The sequence below is a fragment of the Thioalkalivibrio sp. ALE21 genome (assembly GCF_003208255.1).
Lineage (GTDB): Bacteria > Pseudomonadota > Gammaproteobacteria > Ectothiorhodospirales > Ectothiorhodospiraceae > Thioalkalivibrio > Thioalkalivibrio halophilus.
Genome location: NZ_QKMA01000001.1, coordinates 1 through 20,667 on the forward strand (window position 1 = coordinate 1; position 20,667 = coordinate 20,667).

A 20,667-nucleotide genomic window follows, 5' to 3' on the forward strand; every position below is an offset into this window, starting at 1 on the left:
TCAGTTCATCGACGGCATCGAGCAGACCGAACCGACCAACGACGAGGAATCCTCCATCACCGACCGGAGCGCCGCCTGAACCAGCGATCACTCATACACCAGACTTGACCATAACTCGCTGTTGAGATTGAACCGGCAGTGGAGGTTGTCCAGACGTCCGGTAACGGTCGTGCCCTCGATCTCGATCGGGATGGGGGGTGACTGGCAACCCTCCCACGGCAGTTCCGTCAGGTCGCGCTGTTCTTCCAGCAGATGGATTGCGACGGCTTCCGCACCCCGATTGAGCTGGCGCGCGCGGTCCTGTTCCTGCAGCAGGGTCGCGCGATGGATCTGCTGCTGGTCGCGCAGGGCCATGGTGGCGGCGGTGACCGTGGCGATGGCGACCACCAGCAAGGCGGTGATCAGGGCGGCCCCGGCCTGGCTTTGATGCCCGGGGCGCATCATGGTCGTGCCCCGGTCAGCGGGATACGGCGTTCGATCTCGCCCAGGCCGGGGACCTCGAGACGCACCAGGACCATCGCGGGCAGGCTCGCCTCGTGGCCGGTTTCCAGCGGTGGCCAGGCATCGATTTCCTCCCCGGTGCGCGGGTGCAGGAAATCGAAACGGACCCGTGGTGGTTCGGCATGCCTGTCCTCGCCGGGTTGCGGGGGAAGGAAACGACGCCGCCGTTCGCTTTCTTGCGGGGCCCCGTCCACGCTCGGCCAGGTGATGCGCTCCAGGCCTTCCTCGCCGATCCGCCAGGCCACGCGTCCCAGGCGTTCGTGGCCCCCCAGGCCCGCGCGCACGAATTCGAGCTGCTGCGGGTCGGTGACCGGGCTGTAGCGTAGCGGGGGTTGGCGATCTCCGAACCCGTCGCGCGGGCGCAGGGGCACCGCATGGCGCAGATCGCGCTCGAGGGTGGCCAGGGTGATCTGGAGGTCGGCGAGCCGACGGGTCTGTTCGCGCGTGGCTTCGTCCGCATCGAGCACGCTGCGCAAGCCGCCGATCGCCAGGAGACCGACGATCCCGAAGATCCCCACCGCCACCAGCAGCTCCAGCAGGGTGAACCCGTCCGCGCGGCCTGGCCCGCGTGTGCGTACGCACTGGCTGCGTTCAGGGCAGTGCATAACCGGTCTCGCGCCCCAGCGGGTGATCCGGATCGCCGCCGGTCGGCCATACCCGGATCTCGATCCGGCGTACCGGTGGCAGCTCCAGCGGGGCGTCGAACTGGCGGTTTTCGATCTCCACCCGTGCCTCCCATTCGCGCCCGGCCAGGGTCTCGGAAGTTCGGCGGGTTCCCGGTTCCGCCGGCAACAGACCCGCTTCGTAGTCGGCAAGCACGTTGGCCGCGACCCACTCGGCGAGGGCGCGCTCCTGCAGATAAGCGGTGTTGCGCGCGTGTTCGCTGCCGGCCTTGATCAGCGCCCCGAGCGCCACGGCGAGCACCACCAGGGCCACGAGCAGCTCCAGCAGGGTGAAGCCGCGGCTGCCCATCACCGGTTCTCCCGATCCATGCGGACCCGGCGTGTACCATCGCTGTGCAGGCGCAGCGAGGCTTCATCGCCCGCGCGCTGCAGGATCAGTTCGAACGCCTGGATGTCGCCGGCACTGTTGATGGTGATGAGGTTTTCCTCGGGGCGCTCGCTCAGGCTGGCGCGACGGTCGTCGATCCACAGGCGGGGCTCCAGGCCCAGCGATCCCAGATCACGAGGCGCCAGCGGACCTTGCTCTACCGGGACCCAGGTGACCTGGCGGTCGTCCAGCCACTGGCGTTCGAGGACGGCAAGTCGTTCACGGGCGACCCCTATCGCCAGTGGCTGGCCGGTCAGCAGCGCCTGATCGCGGGCGAGTTCGATCTGTCCGGCCAGCTGGTGTCCGGTTTGTTCCAGGGCTCTTCCGCCCAGCTGGCCGGTGGACAGAAGCGCAGCGCCGGCCAGCACGCCGATGATGACCATCACCACCAGGACCTCCAGCAGGGTGAAACCCGTAACTTGCCGGGCCCGCGTCACAGGTCGTCGATGTTCCAGTTGCCGATCTCGCCTTCGATGCCCTCGCCACCACGCCGCCCGTTGGCGCCGAAGCTGAACACGTCGAAGTCGCCGTGGCGTCCGGGATGCAGGTACTGGTATTCGTTGCCCCAGGGGTCGTTCGGCAGTCGGTCCATGTAGCCGCCGTCACGATACTGGGCGGGTTCGGGGCCGCTCGTCGGTGGCTCCACCAGCGCCTCCAGACCCTGGTCGGTGCTGGGATAGCGGAAGTTGTCCAGGCGATAGAGATTGAGCGCGGATTCGATCGTCCGGATGTCCTGCTTGACCTTGGTCAGGCGGGCATCGTCCGGCCGGTCCATCACGCGCGGGACCACGATGGCGGCGAGGATGCCGAGGATCACGACCACCACCATGACTTCGATCAGGGTGAAACCGGTATTGCGACGGGAGTGTTTCATGGCTCTAGTTCACCAGCTGGTTGAGTTCGAATATGGGCAGCAGTATCGCCAGGACGATGGTCAGCACCACCCCGCCCATGGTCAGGATGAGCAGTGGTTCGAACAGCCCCATGCTCAGGCTGATGCGGGATTCGACCTCCTGCTCCTGGGTTTCGGCGGCGCGTTCCAGCATTTCGGTGAGATTGCCGCTGGACTCGCCGCTGCGGATCAGGTGGACGGTGATCGGGGGAAAGAAACCCGTGTCCTCCAGAGCCCGGCCGATGCTGCTGCCCTCGCGGATACGCAGCGACGCGTTCTCGATCGCGGTGCGCATGGGCCGGTTGGAGACTACCTCGGATCCGGTGCGCAGGGCCTCCAGCAGGGACACCCCGCTGGCTGACAGGATACTCAGGGTGCGCGCGAAGCGTGCCGTATTGATGCCGCGGATCAGACGCCCCACCAGGGGGAGGTGCAGCAGCAGGCGGTGGTACTGCGTGCGCGGGCCGGGGTGGCGCAGCGCCCAGGCCAGCAGTCCGGTCAGGGCCGCCAGGACGATCAGTCCCGCCAGGCCCCAGTCCCGCAGGGCATCGCTGGTGGCGATCAGCCCCCGCGTGATCGCCGGAAGCTCCTGGTCGAGCCCGTCAAAGACCTGGACTACTTCGGGCACCACGTAGACCACCAGGCCGACGGTCACCAGGATGGCGACCACGGTCAGGGCGATCGGGTAGATCAGGGCCAGCAGCACCCGCTGGCGCAGCGCGTGCCGGCTCTCCAGATATTCGGCAAGGCGTTCCAGTACCCGGTCGAGGTGCCCCGAGGCCTCGCCCGAGGCGACGGTGCTGCGGTAGATCTCGGGGAACACCCGGGGAAAGCCGGCCAGCGCGCTGGCCAGGGAGTGTCCCTCCATGACGCGAGTGCGCACCGCATGCAGGATGTTGCGCACCCGCGGTTTTTCGCTCTGGCGTGCGACGGTGGCCAGCCATTCCTCCACCGGCAGCCCGGCACGCGCCAGGGTAGCCATCTGCCGGGTGGCCAGGGCCAGGTCCAGGGGGCCGATGTGCCCCCGGCCGCCGGTCGCGGAACGGCCAACGGTGGCCGGCCGCGGGCCGGCATCGTCGATCTCGCGCAGTTCCAGCGGGGTCAGGCCGTCGCTGCGCAGCTGCGCCCGCACGCTGCGCGCGGTGTCCCCCTCGGTGACACCCTTGCGGGTGCGTCCCCCGGCATCCAGGGCCTGATATTCGAATGCGGGCATGGCGTCAGTCCTCCTGGGTGACGCGCAGCATTTCCTCGAGGCTGGTGGTGCCGTCGAGGACACGGCGGCGGGCGTCCGCGCGCAGGCTGTGGCTGTGCTGCCGGGCGGCCCGGGTCATTTCCTGTTCCCCGGCGTTGTCGTGGATCAGGCCGCGCAGGGTGTCGTCGATCTCCACCAGTTCGTAGATCCCGGTCCGGCCGCGATACCCGAGCTCGTTGCAGGCGGGACAGCCGCGGGGCCGATGGAGCGTGGGTGCCGGGTCGTCGCCGGGGTCTTCCAGTCCCAGCAGGGCGCATTCGCGAGCGCTTGCGGGATACGGCTCGCGGCATTCGGGGCACAGGACCCGCACCAGGCGCTGCGCCAGGATGCCGTTGAGCGTCGAGGACAGCAGGAAGGGCTCGACGCCCATGTCGCGCAGGCGCGTGACCGCCCCGATCGCGGTGTTGGTGTGCAGGGTGGAAAAGACCAGATGCCCGGTAAGGCTGGCCTGTACCGCGATCTGCACGGTTTCCAGATCGCGGATCTCGCCGACCATGACCACGTCGGGATCCTGCCGCAGGATGGCGCGCAGCCCGCGTGCGAAGGTCATGTCGATGCGGCTGTTGATCTGGGTCTGGCCGATCCCGTCGAGGTAGTACTCGATCGGGTCTTCCACGGTGAGGATGTTGCGGCTGCGGTCGTTCAGTCGCGTGAGGGCGGCATACAGGGTGGTGGTCTTGCCGGAGCCCGTGGGGCCGGTGACCAGCACGACGCCGTGCGGCCGCGTGACAATCCGCTCCAGGACCGCGTGGGTCTGTGCCTCCATGCCCAGATGGGCCAGGTCCAGGCGTCCGGCCTGCTTGTCCAGCAGTCGCAGCACGATGCGTTCGCCATGGCCCGAGGGCAGGGTGGAGACGCGCACGTCCACCGGCCGCCCGGCGATGCGCAGGGAGATGCGGCCATCCTGCGGCAGGCGCTTTTCGGCGATGTCCAGACGGGCCATCACCTTGATGCGCGAGACGATGAGAGGTGCCAGCCCTGCCGGAGGGGTGAGGACCTCGCGCAGTATCCCGTCCACGCGCATGCGCACGGCCAGGCGGTTCTCGAACGGTTCGACATGGATGTCGGAGGCGTTCTCGCGGACCGCCTCGGTCAGCAGTGCGTTGATCAGCCGGATGATGGGGGCATCGTCCTCGGTCTCCAGCAGGTCCCGGGGCTCGCCCAGCGATTCCGCGACACTGGAGAGGTCGAGGCTGTCGTCCAGTCCTTCCATCGACTGCATCGCGTCCGAGGAACTGGACTCGTAACGTTCGCGCAGGCGCCGTTCGAAGGTGGCCTCGTCAACCGGGTGCAGACGCAGCGGCTCGGCGCTGCGTCGCCGGAGCTCGGCCAGTCCCTCGGGGTCCGCTCGTGGATGGAGAATGATTTCCCGCTCGCCGTCGCGGACCTCGCCCGGAACGGCGCCGACGCGCCGGGCGAAGCCGTAGCCGACGCTGAAGTCGTCTTCCGTGCTCGGGTCGGGGGCCTGTTCAGTCAGCATGGTCGGTGGCGTAAGCCGGATGCAGTTCTTCGAAGGCCGGGGGCAGCTCGGTCAGCCGGTCCCATTGCGGCAGGACCGGTGTGGTGTCGCCGCGGCCCCGGGTGCGGGCTCGTTCGCGCAGCTGTTCGGCGCGGATGAAGCTGTACTTCTCGCTGGTGAGTTCGGCGCCGTCGGCGCTGTCCCGGACGATGCGCGGGTGGAGGAAGACCATCAGGTTGCGTTTTTCGGTCTGGTTGCGGTCGGCGCGGAACAGCCGGCCCAGGCCCGGGATATTCCCGAGCCCCGGGACGCCGGCTTCCTGGTCGGTCTGCTGCTCCTCGATCAGCCCGCCGAGGACCAGCATGTCGCCGTCATCCACCAGGACATGGGTGGTCAGTGTGCGGGTGTTGGTGATCAGGTCGGCGGCACCCGCGGTGCCGGGCGCCAGCTGCGAGACCTCCTGTTCGATCTCCATGCGCACCGCGTTGCCCTGGTTGATCTGCGGACGCACGCGCAGCTTGACCCCCACGTCCTCGCGCCGGATGGTGTCGAAGGCCTGTCCGGAGTCCTCGATTGAGCGCCCGACCACGAACGGTACGTTCTGGCCGACCACGATCTCGGCCTCCTCGTTGTCCAGCGTGAGAAGGCTGGGGGTCGAGAGGATGTTGGTGGCACTGTCGCGCTGCAGCATGTTCACCAGACCGGCAATGGCGTTGTTTCCGGACTGGCCCGCGCCGCCGACCGTCAGCCCGTCGCTGAGCCCCGGCGGGCTGGCCACCTCGCCCCCGAGGTAGGCATCGATCCCGGCAGCCAGATCGACGATGCCGGTCTGCCTCTCGGAGAAGCTCAGGACTCCGGCGGCGCTGCTGCCGATCGCGCCCCACTGGACGCCCAGTTCCTCGACCCGGTCGGAGGAAACCTCCGCGATCACGGCCTCGACCAGGACCTGGGCGCGCCGGATATCGAGTTGGTCGATAATGTCGTCGAAATCACGCAGGCGCTCCGCCGGGCCCGAGGTGACCACAGCGTTGGTGCTTTCGTGGGACTCGATGTGAACGCGCGGGCCGTCGCCGTCCTCGGTTTCCATGCCCGGATCGTGCTCCGCGATGCTGCGCAGCAGTTCCGCGACGGTTTCCGCGCGGGCATAGCGCAGGTAGTGCACCCGGGTATTGCCCCGATGAACCTCGCGGTCCAGCTGGGCGATCAGGCCGCGCATGCGCAGGCGGTCGGTTTCGTCCCCCGACAGGATGATGGCGTTGCTGCGCGGGTCGGCCTGTGCGCGGGCATCCTGGAGCTCGCCCGGGCGTCCCGGCATCAGTTCGCGCAGGTGTTCGGTCAGGTCCCCGGCGCGTGCATGTTCGAGCTCGATGACATCGAACTCCGTGTCCATGGGGCGATCCATGCGTTCGACGATCCGCTGGAGGCGGCCATGTGGCCGCTCTGGGGGAGGAGAGGGCGCAATGCGGGCACCAGCTGGGTGACGTCGACATGGCGCGCCTGGATGACGTGGGTGACGATCGACGCACCCCGGGTGTCCGGGGCTTCGGCATCCGGCGTCAGCAGGGGCGTGGGCTCCTGCGTGGTCTGACCATCCGGGATGATCCGGGTCGCGCCGTCACCCTCCACGGCCGCGAAGCCATGGATATCCAGGATCTCGTGAAACAGGTCCTCGAGTTCGTCACGCGCGACCGGACGGCTGGAAACCACCGTGACTTCGCCCCGCACCCTGGGATCCACGATGAAGTTGGTGCCCGTTTCTTCGGCCACCAGATCGATCAGGTTGTGGATGTCGGTGTCGCGCAGGTTGAGCGTGAGTGTGTCGGCGGCCAGCGGCGCGGCCGGGGTGGCCAGCAGGGCCGCGGTCAGCCATGCGCTGGCGAGGGACGGGCGGAGTCTCATTCGGTAAACTCGATGCTGAGCGAACGGGCCTGGCCGTCGCGTTCGACGGTGATGTCGACCCGGCGCGCGTCCTGCAGGTCCGCGAGCAGGGTTTCGGGGTCCTCGATCGCGGAGATCTCTCGCCCTCCGACCGAGGTGATGATGTCGCCGGGGCGCAGGCCGGTTCGCTCGAAGTCGCGCCGATTGCGCGTGGGCCGGACTTCGAGTCCGGCCAGCGATCCCTGGCGAATGACGGGGCGGGCGCGTACGGCGTCCATGACCCGTTCGGGATCGTTGAGCCAGCGGTCGCGACTGATACGACCGTCGGCAGAACTCGTTGCAGGCGAAGGCTCCGCACTCCGGTCCGCACCGTTGCCCGCGATGCGCGGATCCTCACCGCGTGGCAGTCGCAGGATCTCGTGTCGGCCATCCCGCAGCAGCACCACATGATCGGGGTGCACCTGGTCCAGCGTGGCCATTTGCTCTCCGATGGTATCGTCGGGCCGGTAGAGCTCGATGTCCCTGCCGCCAGCCGCGATGAACGCGGTTCCGTCGCCATGGCCATCGGCCAGGACACCTTTCAGATCCAGCTGCAGCCGGGTTTCGGGCGCCTGTTCGACTGGCGCGGGCGTGGCGGTTTCGAGCGGGCCGAAAGGTTCATGACGCGCGCTGCGACTGAATCCTGAAGCTCGGTCCTCGCCTGCTTCCGTCGTCGCGCTGGCCGGTGACGAAGAATGTGTGGTGTCGGTGGGTGCTGCGGCGGGATCCGGGGGTGGCAGAACCCCCTCCGGGGCAAGCATCAGCCATACCAGCCCGGCCGTCATCCACGCCAGCATGACCGCCAGCGCCAGGTTGAGCAGGCGGGGCAGACGCGTGTGCATGAACGTTCCGGAATCCGCAATCATGTCCCCGAGTTTACCTGAGCCACAGGGACGTCACAGCCTCATTGAACAGTGTTTCCTTGACCACTGTGACGAGGAGGGAACGCTGACTGGCGGGGTGGCTGGACAGCCCCCCGGGCTTTTGCGACGGTAGCCGGCACGACGACGGACAGCGGCAGGAGCGGGCGTGGAGGCGAGCGAGGAACTGCAGCCAGGGATGGTGGTGCTGCACGGCAACCGGCTGGAGTCGCTGCGCTCGCTGGTGGTCGAGTGGGTGCGGCGGGCGCCGCCGGCGCCGCTGGAGAACGAGACCATCCTGGTGCAGAGCAACGGCATGGCGCAGTGGCTGCGGCACGCGCTGGCGGCCGATCCGGATGCCGATCCGCCCGGCTGCGGGATCGCTGCGGCGCTGGACATGCAGCTCCCCTCGCGCTTCATCTGGTCCGCCTATCGCGCGGTGCTGGGCGCCGAGGCGGTGCCGCTGGAATCCCCGTTCGCCAAGCGCCCGCTGCTGTGGCGGTTGATGCGCCTGCTGCCGGCGCTGCTGCAGCGCCCGGCCTTTGCCCCGCTGGCCGAATTCCTGCGTGACGACGGCCCGGAGGCGGGCGGCGACCTGCGCAAGCGTTACCAGCTGGCCGAGCGCCTGGCCGATCTGTTCGACCAGTACCAGGTGTACCGCGCCGACTGGCTGGCGGACTGGGCCGACGGCCGTGACGTGCTGCGCGGGGCGCGCGGCGAGGAGCCCGAACTGGCCCCGGAGCAGCGCTGGCAGGCCGAACTGTGGCGGGCCCTGCTGGACGACGTGGGCGACGAACAGGCGTGGGTCAGCCGCTCCGCGGTGCACGAGCGCTACATGCGGGCGGTGGGGGATCTCGAGCAGCGCCCCGCGGGAGTGCCGCGGCGGCTGATCGTGTTCGGCATCTCCTCCATGCCGGGGCAGATCCTGGAGGCGCTGGAGGGGCTGGCGGGCGTATGTCAGATCCTGGTCTGCGTGCACAACCCCTGCGAGCACTACTGGGCCGACATCGTGGCCGACCGCGACCTGCTGCGCGCCCGCCGCCGGCGCCAGGCGCGGCGCCCGGACATGCCCGAGGTGCTGGACGAAACCACGCTGCACAGCCACGCCCATCCGCTGCTGGCTGCCTGGGGGCGTCAGGGGCGCGACTACATCGCCTTGCTGGATGAACACGATGAGCCGGCCGCCCGCAACCGCGTGCTGGAGGGGCTGGACTGGGAGCGCATCGATTTCTTCGAGCCGCACGGCGAGGCCTGCCTGCTGCACCAGCTGCAGGAGGACATCCGCGCGCTGCGCCCGCTGGGCGAGACCCGCGAGGCCTGGCCGCCGGTGGACCCGGCCGACGCCTCGGTACGCTTCCACGTCGCGCACAGCCCGCTGCGCGAGGTGGAGATCCTGCATGACCGCCTGCTGGCACTGTTCGACGCCGACCCCGACCTGCGCCCGCGCGACGTGATCGTGATGGTGCCGGACATCAACGTGTATGCCCCGTACATCGACGCGGTGTTCGGTCAGCACGGGCCCGACGAACCCGGGCACATCCCCTACACCCTGGCCGATCAGGGGCCGCGCGGGCGCGACCCGGTCCTGATCGCGCTGGAACGCCTGCTGGCCCTGCCCGAGAGCCGCATCGGCGTGAGCGAGGTGCTGGACCTGCTGGACGTGCCCGCGGTGCGGCGGCGTTTCGGTCTCGGCGAGGACGATCTGGCGGCATTGCACCGCTGGGCCGAGGCCGCCGGCGTGCGCTGGGGGCTGGATGCCCGCCAGCGCGCCGGCCTGGGGCTGCCCGAGGGGCTGGAGCAGAACACCTGGCGCTTCGGCCTGCGGCGCATGCTGCTGGGTTACGCGGTGGGCGACGGCGAGGCCTGGCAGGCAATCGAGCCGTTCGCCGAGAGCGGCGGACTGGCGGCCACGCTGCTGGGGCCGCTGGACCACCTGATCGAGGCGCTGTCCGGGGCCTGGGAGGCCCTGCGCCGCGCGCAGAGCCCGGAGGACTGGGCCGCCTGCCTGCACGGCCTGCTGCAGGATTTCTTCCAGGGGCACGACGAGGACGAGCTGCTGAGCCTGCGGCGGCTGGAGGACGCCCTGGAGCAGTGGCGCGAGGACTGTGACGCCGCCGGTCTGACCGAGGCCCTGCCGCTGACCGTGGTGCGCGAGCAGTGGCTGGCGAGCCAGGAGGAGGCCGGGGTGGGGCAGCGCTTTCTCGCCGGGGCGGTGAACTTTGGCACCCTGATGCCGATGCGCGCGATCCCGTTCCGGGTGGTCTGCCTGCTGGGGATGAACGACGGAGATTATCCGCGGCGCCCGACGCCGGTGGATTTCGACCTGATGACCCGCGACTACCGCCCCGGCGACCGCTCGCGGCGCGAGGACGACCGCTACCTGTTCCTGGAGGCCCTGCTGTCCGCGCGTGACCATCTGCATGTCAGCTGGGTGGGGCGCAGCGTGCGCGACAACGAACCGCGTCCGCCGTCGGTGCTGGTGGCCCAGCTGCGCGACCATCTGGCAGCCGGCTGGCAGCCGGCGGGCGAGGCGTCCCTGCTGCAGCAACTGACGATCGAACACCCGCTGCAGCCCTTCGCGCCGGCGAATTTCCCGCCGGCGGGCGAGGCTTCTGCGCATTTCACCTATGCCGCCGAATGGGAGGCGGTGCATGCCGCCCCGGCGGCGGGCGTTGCGCAAACGGACGCGCCGGCGGAGGACGAAACCCTGCCACCCCCCGCGCCGGAGGCGGAGGACGCCGTGCTCGGGCCGGAGACCCTGGTGCGGCTGCTGAAGGACCCGGTCGAGGTGTTCTTTGGCCAGCGTCTGGGCGTGCATTTCGACGAGGACCCGGGCGCGACCGAGGACCTGGAGCCGTTCGGCGTGGCGGGGCTGGAGGGTTGGCAGCTGCGCCAGCGGCTGGTGGCCACGGCCCTGGAGGACGGCGAGATCGAGGCGGACGAGGACGCGCAGGCATGGCTGCAGCGGCGCCGTCCGACCCTGGAGGCGGAATCCCGTCGCCTGCTGCGCGCCGGGCACCTGCCGCTGGGGGCGGCCGGCGAGCTGCAGCGCACGGAACTGATCGGGGACGCCGAACGACTCCTGGAACGCATCGCCGAACCTTTGCAGGCCTTCCCGCGGCGGGCCCCGGCGCTGCCGGCGGTGCGCGTGGCGGCGGCCGGCTGGCAGCTGGAGGCCCTGCCGGCCGCGCTGCGGATCCCGCCGGAGGGCGCTCCGCAGGAGGCGGCCCTGCAGCTGGAATCCACGGTCAGCCGGCTGAAGGACAAGAAGGCCTGGCGCATCGACAAGCTGACGGGCGCCTGGGTGCGTCACCTGGTCGCCTGCGCCGCGCGCGCCGATGTCGAGACCCGGCTGGTGGGCCTGGATACCGAGTGCCGTTTCGTGGCCCTCGACCGGGCCACCGCCCGCGCGCATCTGGAGACCCTGCTGGAAGGCTGGGCCGCCGCGCTGGAACGCCCGCTGCCGCTGGCGGCCGCGGTGGCCGGGGCCTGGCTGCGGGCCGAGGATGAAGACCGGGATGCGCACGCGGCCGCGCTGCGCGTGCTGGAAGGGGACGGCTACCACGAGGCCGGTGAGCTGGCCCGGCGCCCGGCGCTGGCGCGGGCCTGGCCGGATCCGCAGGCATTGCTGGCGGACCCGGCGATGGCGTACTGGGCCGAGCGCCTGTATCGCCCGCTGTTCGACAGCCTGAGCACCGGGGAGGAGACGGCATGACCCACGCGCCCGGGACGGACACCCACGAGGACGTGCGCAAGCTGGATCCGCTGGCGCTGCCCCTGCACGGCTCGCGGCTGATCGAGGCCAGCGCCGGTACCGGCAAGACCTACACCATCGCCGCGCTGTACCTGCGTCTGGTGCTGGGACACGGCCCGTTGCCCGAGGGCTGCGGGGCGCTGACGCCGCCGCAGATCCTGGTGATGACCTTCACCGAGGCGGCGACCCAGGAGCTGCGCGAGCGCATCCGCGACGGCCTGGCCACCGCCGCGCGGGTGTTCCGCGCCGAAGCCCCGGAGCAGGTCGCCGGCGCCGAACCCGTCCACCTCGATCTGCGCGCGCAGTGGCCGGACCCGGACGAACGCGCGGGTGCGGCTCGGCGTCTGGAGGTGGCCGCCGAGTGGATGGACGAGTCGGCGGTATCCACCATCCACTCCTGGTGCCAGCGGGTGCTGCGCGAACACGCCTTCGCCTCCGGCAGCCCGTTCCGTCAGGAGCTGGCGGCTGACCAGCGCGAACTGCTGGCCGAGGCGGCGCGGGACTTCTGGCGCAGTTTCATGTATCCGCAGAGCGTCGATGCCCTGCTTTTGCTGCGCGGGGCCTGGGGCGCCAGCCCCGAGGCCCTGCTGGGCAAGGTGCGCGCGCTGCTGGGGCGGGTGGAACCGCTGCCGCCGGCCACCGAGGCGCTGACCACCCCGGACGGGCTGAACGCCTGGCTGGGTGATCGCCTGCAGCGGCTGGCGGCGATGAAGCAGCGCTGGAACGAGGACCGCGAGGCCGTGGAGGCACAGTTCCGCCAGCTGCATCGTGACGTGCTCAACGGGACCAGATACAAGAACCCCGAGCAGCTGCTGGAGGCGATGCGCGAATGGGCGGATACCCCGGGGCTGCTGCAGCCGCGCATCGGCGGCAGCACTCCGCTGCTGGAGCGCATGAGCGCGGCCGGCATGGCGCAGGAGGGGTTTCGCAAGAAGGGCCAGTCCCTGCCCGCCGACCTGCATCCGGCGTTCATCGCGCTGAACGACCACGCCGAGGTCTGTGCCGACGAGAGCGAGCGCCTGCTCAAGGCCGCGGCGGCCGCGATCGACCGGCGCTTTCGCCGTGCCCAGCAGCAGCGCGCGCAGATCGGCTTCAACGACCTGCTCACCCGCCTGCGCGACGCCCTGTACGGTCCCGACGGCGAGGCCCTGGCGCGTACCCTGCGCGAGCGCTTCCCGGTGGCCCTGATCGACGAGTTCCAGGACACCGATCCGGACCAGTACCGGATCTTCGACAAGGTGTACCGCATCGAGGAGAACCCGGACGTCACCGGGCTGCTGCTGATCGGGGACCCCAAGCAGGCGATCTACCGCTTCCGCGGGGCCGACATCCACAGCTACCTGCGTGCTCGCCACGCCACCGCCGGGCGGCATTACACCCTGCCGAAGAATTTCCGCTCGGTGGAATCCCTGGTGGCCGGCGTCAACCACCTGTTCGCTCGTGCCGAGGCCTGGCCCGACGGCGCGTTCGGTTTCGGGGGCGGGGAGCTGCCGTTTCATCGGGTCAAAGCCCGCGGCCGCTCCGAGACCCTGACGGAACACGGCACCGCGCTGCCCGCGCTGACCCTGTGGCAGGCCGGCGGCGACGAGCCGGTGGGCATCCGCGACTGGCGGGCGAGTGCCGCGGCGGCCTGCGCCAGCCGCATGGTGGAGCTGCTGAACGGCGGCGAGGACGGTCACACCGGCTTCGTCGAGGGCGGGGACGCGGGCGAGGCCCGCTTCCGCCCCCTGCGCCCGCGCGACATGGCCGTGCTGGTGCGTGATCGCAAGGAGGCCGCCGAGATCGAACGTGCACTGCGCGAGCGGGGCGTGCGCAGCGTGTACCTCTCGGGCGGGGATTCGGTCTACACCACCGCCGAGGCCGGGGACCTGCTGCGCTGGCTGCGCGCCTGTGCCGAGCCCACCAGCGAGCGGCTGCTGCGTGCGGCCCTGGCGACGCCGACCCTGGGACTGCCGCTGGCGGAGCTGCACCGGCTGACCGTGGACGAGCTGCGCTGGGAGGCGCGGGTGGAACAGTTCCGCGCCTATCGCCGGCTGTGGCAGGCGCGCGGGGTGCTGCCGATGCTGCGCGCCCTGCTGCACGATTTCGACGTGCCGCGTGCCCTGCTCGCGGACGAGGGCGGCGAGCGCGCGCTGACCAACCTGTTGCATCTGAGCGAGCTGCTCCAGGAGGCGGATGCCGAGCTGGACGGCGAGCAGGCACTGATCCGCCACCTGGCCGAGCATCGCGATGCGGATTTCGCGCCCGGTGACGAGCAGATCCTGCGCCTGGAGAGCGACGAGGACCTGGTCAAGGTGGTCACCCTGCACAAGTCCAAGGGCCTGGAGTACCCGCTGGTGTTCCTGCCATTCGTCTGCGGTTTCCGTGAGGTGACCAGCAAGGACGTACCGTTCCTGGACCGCTCGCCGGGCGCGGCCCCGCAGTGGCGGTTTCACATGGACGACGCGGCGAAGGAACGCCAGCAGCGCGAGCAGCGCGCCGAAGATCTGCGTCTGCTGTACGTGGGCATGACCCGCGCCCGCCACGCCTGCTGGATGGCGATCGCGCCCGTGCGCCACGGCAACCGCAAGGATAGCGATCTGCACCGCACGGCCGTCGGCTACCTGCTGTTCGGCCCGGAGGGCGTGGAGCCGCCGGCGCTGGCCGCGCGCATGGAGGAACTGCGCGACGACGAAGGCCATGTGCGGGTGGAGCCGCTGCCGCCGCCGGCGGCCGAACGCTGCCGCGCGGGCGAGGCCGCGCCGGCCACCGGGCCCGCGCGGGTCCCGCGGCGCCGGGTGCGCGAGCCCTGGTGGGTGGCCAGCTACAGCGCCATCGCACGGCGCGAGGAGCCGGGCCCGGACGACAGTGCCGCGCTCGCCGATGCCGGCCCCGATGCCCCGGATACCGCCGAGGAGGACATCCTGCGCGAGGATGCCGGTGGGCGTGACCTCGACGCGGACAGCGATCGTGAGTCCGGGGCGGTGACCACGGCCCCGGCCGGCGGGCACCACGATTTCCCGCACGGCCCGGAGCCCGGCACCTTCCTGCACGGGCTGCTGGAATGGGCCGGCGAACAGGGCTTTGCGCGGGTGGCGGGGGATCCCGCGCGTCTGCACGCCGAGGTCGCGCGGCGCTGTGGTGCCCGCGGCTGGGACGACTGGGTGCCGGTGCTGGAGGGCTGGATGCACGACCTGCTGGCGGCCGAGTTCCCGCTGGACGGCGCTGCGGGGTTCTCGCTGGCGGGGCTGGACAGCTATCAGGCCGAGCTCGAGTTCCTGTTCGAGACCCGCTGGCTGCACAGCGACACCCTGGATGCGGCGGTGCGCCGTGATGTCCTGCCCGGGGAGTCGCGCCCGCCGGCCGGGCGCAAGTGGATCAACGGGATGCTCAAGGGTTTCGTCGATCTGGTGTTCCGGCACGGGGAGCGTTATTACGTGGCCGACTACAAGTCCAACCGCCTGGGGGCCGGGCCGGAGGCCTATACCCCGGCGCAGCTGAACGCGGCGGTGCTGGATCACCGCTACGACCTGCAGCTGGTGCTCTACACCCTGGCGCTGCACCGCCTGCTGAAGGCCCGCCTGCCCGGCTACGACTTCGACACGCACATGGGCGGCGGGGTCTATCTGTTCCTGCGCGGGGTGGATGCGCCGGGGCGGGGCGTGTTCCATCAGCGCCCGCCGCGCGAGCTGATCGAGTGGCTGGACCGCGCCTTCGCCGAAGGTCCGGATCGCCCGGCGGTGCGCTCCACGGAGGCCGGGGCATGAGCGCGCCCGCCGCGGCGCGGCCGGATGCCGCCGGCGTGCTCGCGCGTCTGGCCGAATGGGAACAGGCCGGCTGGCTGCGCGGCGTGGACCGCGCGCTGGTGCGCCTGCTGCACGAGGAACTCCCGGAGCTGGATCCGCTGGCCCTGCTGCTGGCGGCGCTGGCCAGCCATCAGGCCGGGCGCGGGCATGTGTGTCTCGATCTGGACACGCTGCTGGAGGCCCCCGACCGCACCCTGGCGCTGCCGCCCGAGGGCGAGGCGGCCACCGCGGTGCTGCCCTCCGAGGCCCTGCGCGGAACCACCCGGGCGGAACTGGAACACGCGCTGGCGGACGCGCGGCTGTGCGCCGACGACGCGCCGGGCGCCAGCCCGCTGGTGCGTGCCCGGGGCCAGCTCTATCTGCGCCGCTACTGGGAGGCCGAGCGCCGGGTGGGCGAGGCGGTGCGCGCGCGGCTGGAAGATGCCCCCGCCTGGCGCGAGGCCCTGGATCCCGCCCGCACCCGGCAATGGCTGGACCGGCTGTTCCCCGCCACGGCACCGGGGAGCGGTCCGGACTGGCAGCGCATTGCCTGTGCCCTGGCGGCCGGCAGCGGCTTCGGCGTGATCACCGGCGGTCCCGGCACCGGCAAGACCACCACCGTGCTGCGCCTGCTGGCTCTGCTGCAGGGCCTGCAGGGCGACGGCGAGGCTTTGCGCATCCGTCTGGCCGCGCCCACCGGCAAGGCGGCCGCGCGGCTCAATGCCTCGGTGGGCGGGGCGCTGGACCGCCTGAACCTCGAGGCCCTGCCCGACGGCGAGCGCCTGCGCAGCCGCATCCCCGCCGGGGTGGTGACCCTGCATCGGCTGCTGGGGGCGCGACCGGGGGCGCGCGGCTTCCGCCATGATGCGGCAAACCCGCTGCCGGTGGACGTGCTGGTGGTGGACGAGGCGTCGATGATCGATCTGGAACTGATGGCCGCGCTGGTGGAGGCGGTGCCGCGCCACGCGCGCCTGATCCTGCTGGGTGATCGCGACCAGCTGGCCTCGGTGGAGGCCGGCGCGGTGATGGGCGAACTCTGTGCCCGTGCATCCGACGGCCATTACACCCCGGAGACCGTGGCCTGGCTGACGGCACATGCCGGTGCAGAGATCCCGGCCGCGCTGCAGGACGGCGCCGGCCAGGCACTGGACCAGCACGTGGTGATGCTGCGCCACAGCCATCGTTTCGATGCCGACAGCGGCATCGGCCAGCTGGCCACTGCGGTCAACGAGGGCCGGGCCGGGGAGGTGCGCCTGCCCACGCCCGATGGCGCGGTGGATCGGCTGACCCTGGAGGCCGGCGACGGGCGTGGCTGGCTGGCGCGGGTGCTGGATGGCGACCCGCAGCGCGAGGCTGCCGGGTATCGCCATTACCTCGAGGCCCTCGCGCGGCTGCGGCCGGCCGGCGGAGCCGCGCGCGGTGCATGGGGGGACTGGGCGCGCGAGGTGCTGCAGGCGCACGGGCATTTCCAGCTGCTGTGCGCGGTGCGTCGCGGCCCCCGGGGGCTGGAGCAGCTGAACCGCCGCATCGCGGCGGCACTGCGGGAGCGGGGCCTGCTGGCGGGCGAGGGGACATGGGTCGAGGGCCGGCCGGTGATCGTGACCCGCAACGACTACGCCCTGGGCCTGATCAACGGCGACATCGGCATCGCGCTGGCCGTGCCACGCTGGCTGGCCGCGGGCGAGGACGGGCCGCAGGGCGACGCAGCCACCTCCGGGCCGGAGTCGCGGGTGCTGCGGGTGGCCTTCCTCGCCACCGACGGCCGGGTGCGCTGGATCCCGCCCAACCGCCTGGAGGGCGTGGAGTCCGCCTTCGCCCTGACCGTGCACAAGGCGCAGGGCTCCGAGTTCGACCACGTGGCCCTGATCCTGCCGGACACCGACAGCCCGATCCTGACCCGCGAGCTGGTCTACACCGCCATCACCCGCGCCAGCCGCCGTTTCACCCTGCTGGAACCCCGCCCCGGCCGCCTCGAAACCGCCGCGGGCCGCCGCATCCGCCGCGGCGGCGGCCTGCACCGCTGGCTCGAGAGCAGTCCGTGACGGTGAATGCCGTGACAGGCGAGACGAGATAGAGTGTGACGCGACGCGAAAGGAGGTCGTAATGGCGGATCTGGATGTGCGCTGGAAACAGCGCCTGACGAATTTCCGGCGGGCCCTGGCACAGCTGGAGAGTGCCGTGCGTCTGGCGCAGCAGCGCGAGCTGTCGGATCTGGAACGCCAGGGGTTGATCCAGGCCTTCGAGTTCAATCATGAGCTGGCCTGGAACGTGATGAAGGATTATTTCGCCTGGCAGGGCAATACCGCGATCACGGGCTCGCGCGACGCGATCCGGGAAGCCTTTGCGAAGGGGCTCGTCGAAGATGGCGAAGGCTGGATGGAGATGATCCGCAGCCGGAATCTGACGGCCCATGCCTATAACGAGAAGGTGGCCCGCGAGATCGCCGAGCAGGTGGTGTGGCGCTATCACGCGCTGTTCGATGCGTTCGCGAGGCGCATGGGCGAGCTGGAAGGGCTGGCATGACGGCAGCGGCCAGTGTTACGAAGTTCGGGTTGCCGGCCGATGTGGTCATGCGCCTGTGCGCGGTGTTCGCCGGCTGGCCGGAGATTACCGGCGTGTTATTGTACGGCTCGCGCGCGAAGGGGACCTGGCGCAAGGCCTCGGATATCGATCTGTGCCTGCAGGCGGATACCCTTGGCGTGCGCGACCTTCTCCGGATCGAGGGCGAGATCGATGACCTGCTGTTGCCGTGGAAGGTGGATCTGTCGTTGTGGCACCAGATCGAGGAAGAAGACCTGCGCGGGCACATCCGCCGTGTGGCGGTGGAGCTGTGCCCTTCGGACATCCTCGCCGGGTGAAGCTGCCCGCACCTCGCCCGGGCATCGGGGTGGATAACCCCTCGGCGGGCGCGGCCGCCGTGGAAATCTCCCGGGGTGTCTCGTACCCTCCGGGGTCGTTCGCCCATCCCGATCCGGAGACACCGTGGCCGATATCCTGAATCCGTACGCCGACGATCAGCCCGAGTCGAAATACATCGTGCTGCGCGCACGCAGTGGCCAGGAGGTCTCCGCCAACTTCACCCTGCAGGACCGGCGGGGGCGCCAGAGCGCGGCGGAGTACCTGTTCCACCTCTACTCCACCATCAAGGAAAAGGTGGGCGAGCCGACCCTGGACACCGCCGCACCCTCGCCGGACGACCAGGACGCCATGCAGCGACTGATCCTCTACACCGCCGGGGCCCACGACACCATGTTCGGCACCTTCAATGCCTCCACGGAAATGCCGGAGGAGGAGCGAAACGAGTTCGTGGAGCTCTTCCTGCTGGCCTGCGCCACGGTCATCGAGGGCAAGCGGATCACCATCGACCTCCAGCGGGGCCTCATCGACGCCGAGGCGGCCTGATTTCGAGGGAACCCTGAGCCGTCCCCCGTAGCGGGCGGACCCGGGGTCCCGTACCGAAAGGGGACCCGGGATGACGCCGAGGACGCTTACGGGCAAGCGTGGACGACCCTCTCGCCCTCCCCGGAGAACTCGATACCGTCCCTCTCGTACTCGACGATGACCCTGAGCGAGCCTTCCTCGCCATATTCAAGTTCGGAATCGAAGTCGATCTCGTATTGATCGCTGAACAGCAGGCTGGTCACTTGCTGAAAGACCTGCTGAAGGTTTTCGTCACCTGCCGCTTCGTAGAACAGGCCGCCCGTCTCGCGCGCGAGCTTTCGCAGATGGTCTTCGTCGAAGTCGCCGAACCCGATGGTGAACACGGGGATGCCGGCCGCGTTGGCCAGTTCGATCGCATCGTCCACATCGGCGTCGGACTCGTTGTCCATGCCGTCGGTCTGGGAGATGATGGCCTTGCGGTCCTTGTCGCGTTCGGTGGTCCGCTCGATGGCCTCGACGGTGGCGTCGTACAAGGCGGTGCGACCGCCGGCACCGTCGGGTTCCTTGTCGATCGCGGCTTCCAGCACGCCTTTGTCCGAAGTGAACTGCGGGGTCATGAGCTCGACCTCAGTGGCGTATTTGATGATGTCTGCTTCATCCTCGGACAGCATCGCGTCGACCAGTAACTTTGCTCCCTCTTCCATGTTGGATACCGCGCCGGGGACGTCGGTGATACTGGCGCTGTAGTCCATGGCGACGCTGAACGCGAGGTTGGTGAAGCTTTCTTCGATCCAGGTGACGTGGACCGGTTGGGATTCCATGCCGGAGCTCTCCACCAGCGTGAAATTTGCAGGGTCCTCGTGCAGCCCCTTGACCGGGTATCCCGCCTGATCGATGACGGAAATATAGGCTTTGTCCAGCTCCCCCGGGCACGCGTTGACCTGGTTGACCTGGACGTTGAGATCCGGATCAATATGGGCATATTCGCCGTCCAGGCTGGCGGCATGCCCGACCGAGGGGGCGTTGGGATCGTCGCTCTCCACGATCAACAGCGCCCGGTGCTCGCCGAAATTCTGCTGGCCGGGGCCGAATGCCACCGCAATGGTGCAGCTGTCGCCGGGGTCGAGTGTCAGGCTCAGCGCGTCGCAGGGGGCGTCACCACCGCCCTGGTCCAGGATGAAGGCGTTCGGATCCTGCCCTGCCAGATACATGTTCGAGATGTCGTAGGACGTCGAACCTTCGTTGCTGATGGTGAATTGCCGCGGGGGCGTGTGTTCCTGGTTGCCCTCCGTAACGACTCCGAAGTCGAAATGTTCGGGCAGTACGTTGACGTCGGTCGAGTCGTCCCCTCCGCTACTGCCACCGCTACTGCCGCCGCTACCGCCGCTGCTTCCGCCGCCCCCTCCGCCGCCGCAGCCAGTCAGGCCGATTGACGCAGCCAGCAGGGCCGGAACCAGGAGTCGGGACTGTCCGATATCAAACCTCATGGTGTTCTTCTCCATCGATGTAGGGGGGACGGTGCTGTTGGAGAAGCCGGCCCATCCGTCCGGCGGCCAGGTTCAGCATCGCAAGCCTTTTCGGAAGTTGCCCCTGCGGGTTTTGTGAAACCGTTCTCTCGGGGGTTCCTGTCCAATGCCCTAGCAAGCCTCAGGCCAGAGAAGATCACCTTCCTGTTTTCAGTAACTTGGTGAGTTGGCTGCGAACGGTTACGAACCGGGATGTAAAATGCGCGGACAGGCTGAGGCTTGTTTGCCCTGCAGGGGCGAGGCAGGCAGCCGCGGTGCGGTACCGGATGCAGTATTCATCCCGGGGCGTCGTCGAAGTCGAGGGCGTGCCT

General features: G+C 69.9%; 14 protein-coding genes and 2 pseudogenes. 6 read left to right on the plus strand and 10 right to left on the minus strand.

All coding sequences use genetic code 11. From position 1 onward, the window contains the following. Positions 1-117: 117 nt before the first annotated feature. From D893_RS00005 to D893_RS00045, 9 genes and pseudogenes are all read right to left on the minus strand, one after another. Positions 118-441: pseudogene (locus D893_RS00005) on the minus strand (type II secretion system protein GspK); the annotation flags it as partial. Further along, entirely contained in the window at positions 441-1,106 is a 666-nt protein-coding gene (gene gspJ / locus D893_RS00010) for a type II secretion system minor pseudopilin GspJ (protein ID WP_018946765.1), read from the minus strand. The gene gspJ and the pseudogene D893_RS00005, both read right to left, overlap by 1 nt. Further along, on the minus strand, positions 1,093-1,473 hold the full coding sequence (gene gspI / locus D893_RS00015; RefSeq protein ID WP_024329114.1) for a type II secretion system minor pseudopilin GspI: 381 nt from the start codon (positions 1,471-1,473) through the stop codon (positions 1,093-1,095). The genes gspJ and gspI overlap by 14 nt, the downstream gene beginning before the upstream one ends. After that, positions 1,473-1,988, minus strand: a complete 516-nt coding sequence (locus D893_RS00020) for a prepilin-type N-terminal cleavage/methylation domain-containing protein (RefSeq protein WP_018946767.1) — start codon at positions 1,986-1,988, stop codon at positions 1,473-1,475. Before D893_RS00020 ends, gspI begins: the two co-directional genes overlap by 1 nt. After that, positions 1,985-2,425, minus strand: a complete 441-nt coding sequence (gene gspG, locus D893_RS00025) for a type II secretion system major pseudopilin GspG (protein ID WP_018946768.1) — start codon at positions 2,423-2,425, stop codon at positions 1,985-1,987. Before gspG ends, D893_RS00020 begins: the two co-directional genes overlap by 4 nt. Positions 2,426-2,429: 4 nt before the next feature. Next, positions 2,430-3,656, minus strand: coding sequence for a type II secretion system inner membrane protein GspF (gspF, locus tag D893_RS00030; RefSeq protein ID WP_018946769.1), 1,227 nt, complete (start codon positions 3,654-3,656; stop codon positions 2,430-2,432). Positions 3,657-3,660: 4 nt separating this feature from the next. Beyond that, the gene (gene gspE / locus D893_RS00035; RefSeq protein ID WP_077244830.1) at positions 3,661-5,175 is read right to left on the minus strand and encodes a type II secretion system ATPase GspE; all 1,515 of its coding nucleotides are present in this window, start codon (positions 5,173-5,175) and stop codon (positions 3,661-3,663) included. After that, a pseudogene (gene gspD / locus D893_RS00040) lies at positions 5,165-7,053 on the minus strand (type II secretion system secretin GspD). Before gspD ends, gspE begins: the two are co-directional and overlap by 11 nt. Beyond that, positions 7,050-7,913: a type II secretion system protein N gene (locus tag D893_RS00045; RefSeq protein ID WP_018946772.1), complete on the minus strand. Its 864-nt coding sequence runs from the start codon at positions 7,911-7,913 to the stop codon at positions 7,050-7,052. Before D893_RS00045 ends, gspD begins: the two are co-directional and overlap by 4 nt. 187 nt (positions 7,914-8,100) lie before the next feature. Between D893_RS00045 and recC the strand changes: the two genes are divergently transcribed. The 6 genes from recC (at position 8,101) to D893_RS00075 (ending at position 18,851) form a co-directional block, all read left to right on the plus strand. Next, a complete protein-coding gene (gene recC / locus D893_RS00050) occupies positions 8,101-11,646 on the plus strand; it encodes an exodeoxyribonuclease V subunit gamma (protein WP_110618796.1) in 3,546 nt (1,181 codons plus the stop codon). Continuing rightward, positions 11,643-15,431 (plus strand): exodeoxyribonuclease V subunit beta, encoded by a 3,789-nt coding sequence (recB, locus tag D893_RS00055; protein WP_110618799.1) that lies wholly within the window; start codon positions 11,643-11,645, stop codon positions 15,429-15,431. Before recC ends, recB begins: the two co-directional genes overlap by 4 nt. Continuing rightward, positions 15,428-17,491, plus strand: a complete 2,064-nt coding sequence (recD, locus tag D893_RS00060) for an exodeoxyribonuclease V subunit alpha (RefSeq protein WP_110618801.1) — start codon at positions 15,428-15,430, stop codon at positions 17,489-17,491. The genes recB and recD overlap by 4 nt, the downstream gene beginning before the upstream one ends. Before the next feature lie 61 nt (positions 17,492-17,552). After that, entirely contained in the window at positions 17,553-17,972 is a 420-nt protein-coding gene (locus D893_RS00065) for a nucleotidyltransferase substrate binding protein (protein WP_018946776.1), read from the plus strand. Then, positions 17,969-18,307: a nucleotidyltransferase domain-containing protein gene (locus D893_RS00070; RefSeq protein ID WP_026288955.1), complete on the plus strand. Its 339-nt coding sequence runs from the start codon at positions 17,969-17,971 to the stop codon at positions 18,305-18,307. The genes D893_RS00065 and D893_RS00070 overlap by 4 nt, the downstream gene beginning before the upstream one ends. A gap of 124 nt (positions 18,308-18,431) precedes the next feature. Next, positions 18,432-18,851: a hypothetical protein gene (locus tag D893_RS00075; RefSeq protein ID WP_110618803.1), complete on the plus strand. Its 420-nt coding sequence runs from the start codon at positions 18,432-18,434 to the stop codon at positions 18,849-18,851. Positions 18,852-18,937: 86 nt separating this feature from the next. Here the strand turns inward: D893_RS00075 and D893_RS00080 are convergent, their stop codons facing one another. Next, entirely contained in the window at positions 18,938-20,317 is a 1,380-nt protein-coding gene (locus tag D893_RS00080; protein ID WP_110618805.1) for a VWA domain-containing protein, read from the minus strand. Between the last annotated feature and the right edge of the window lie 350 nt (positions 20,318-20,667).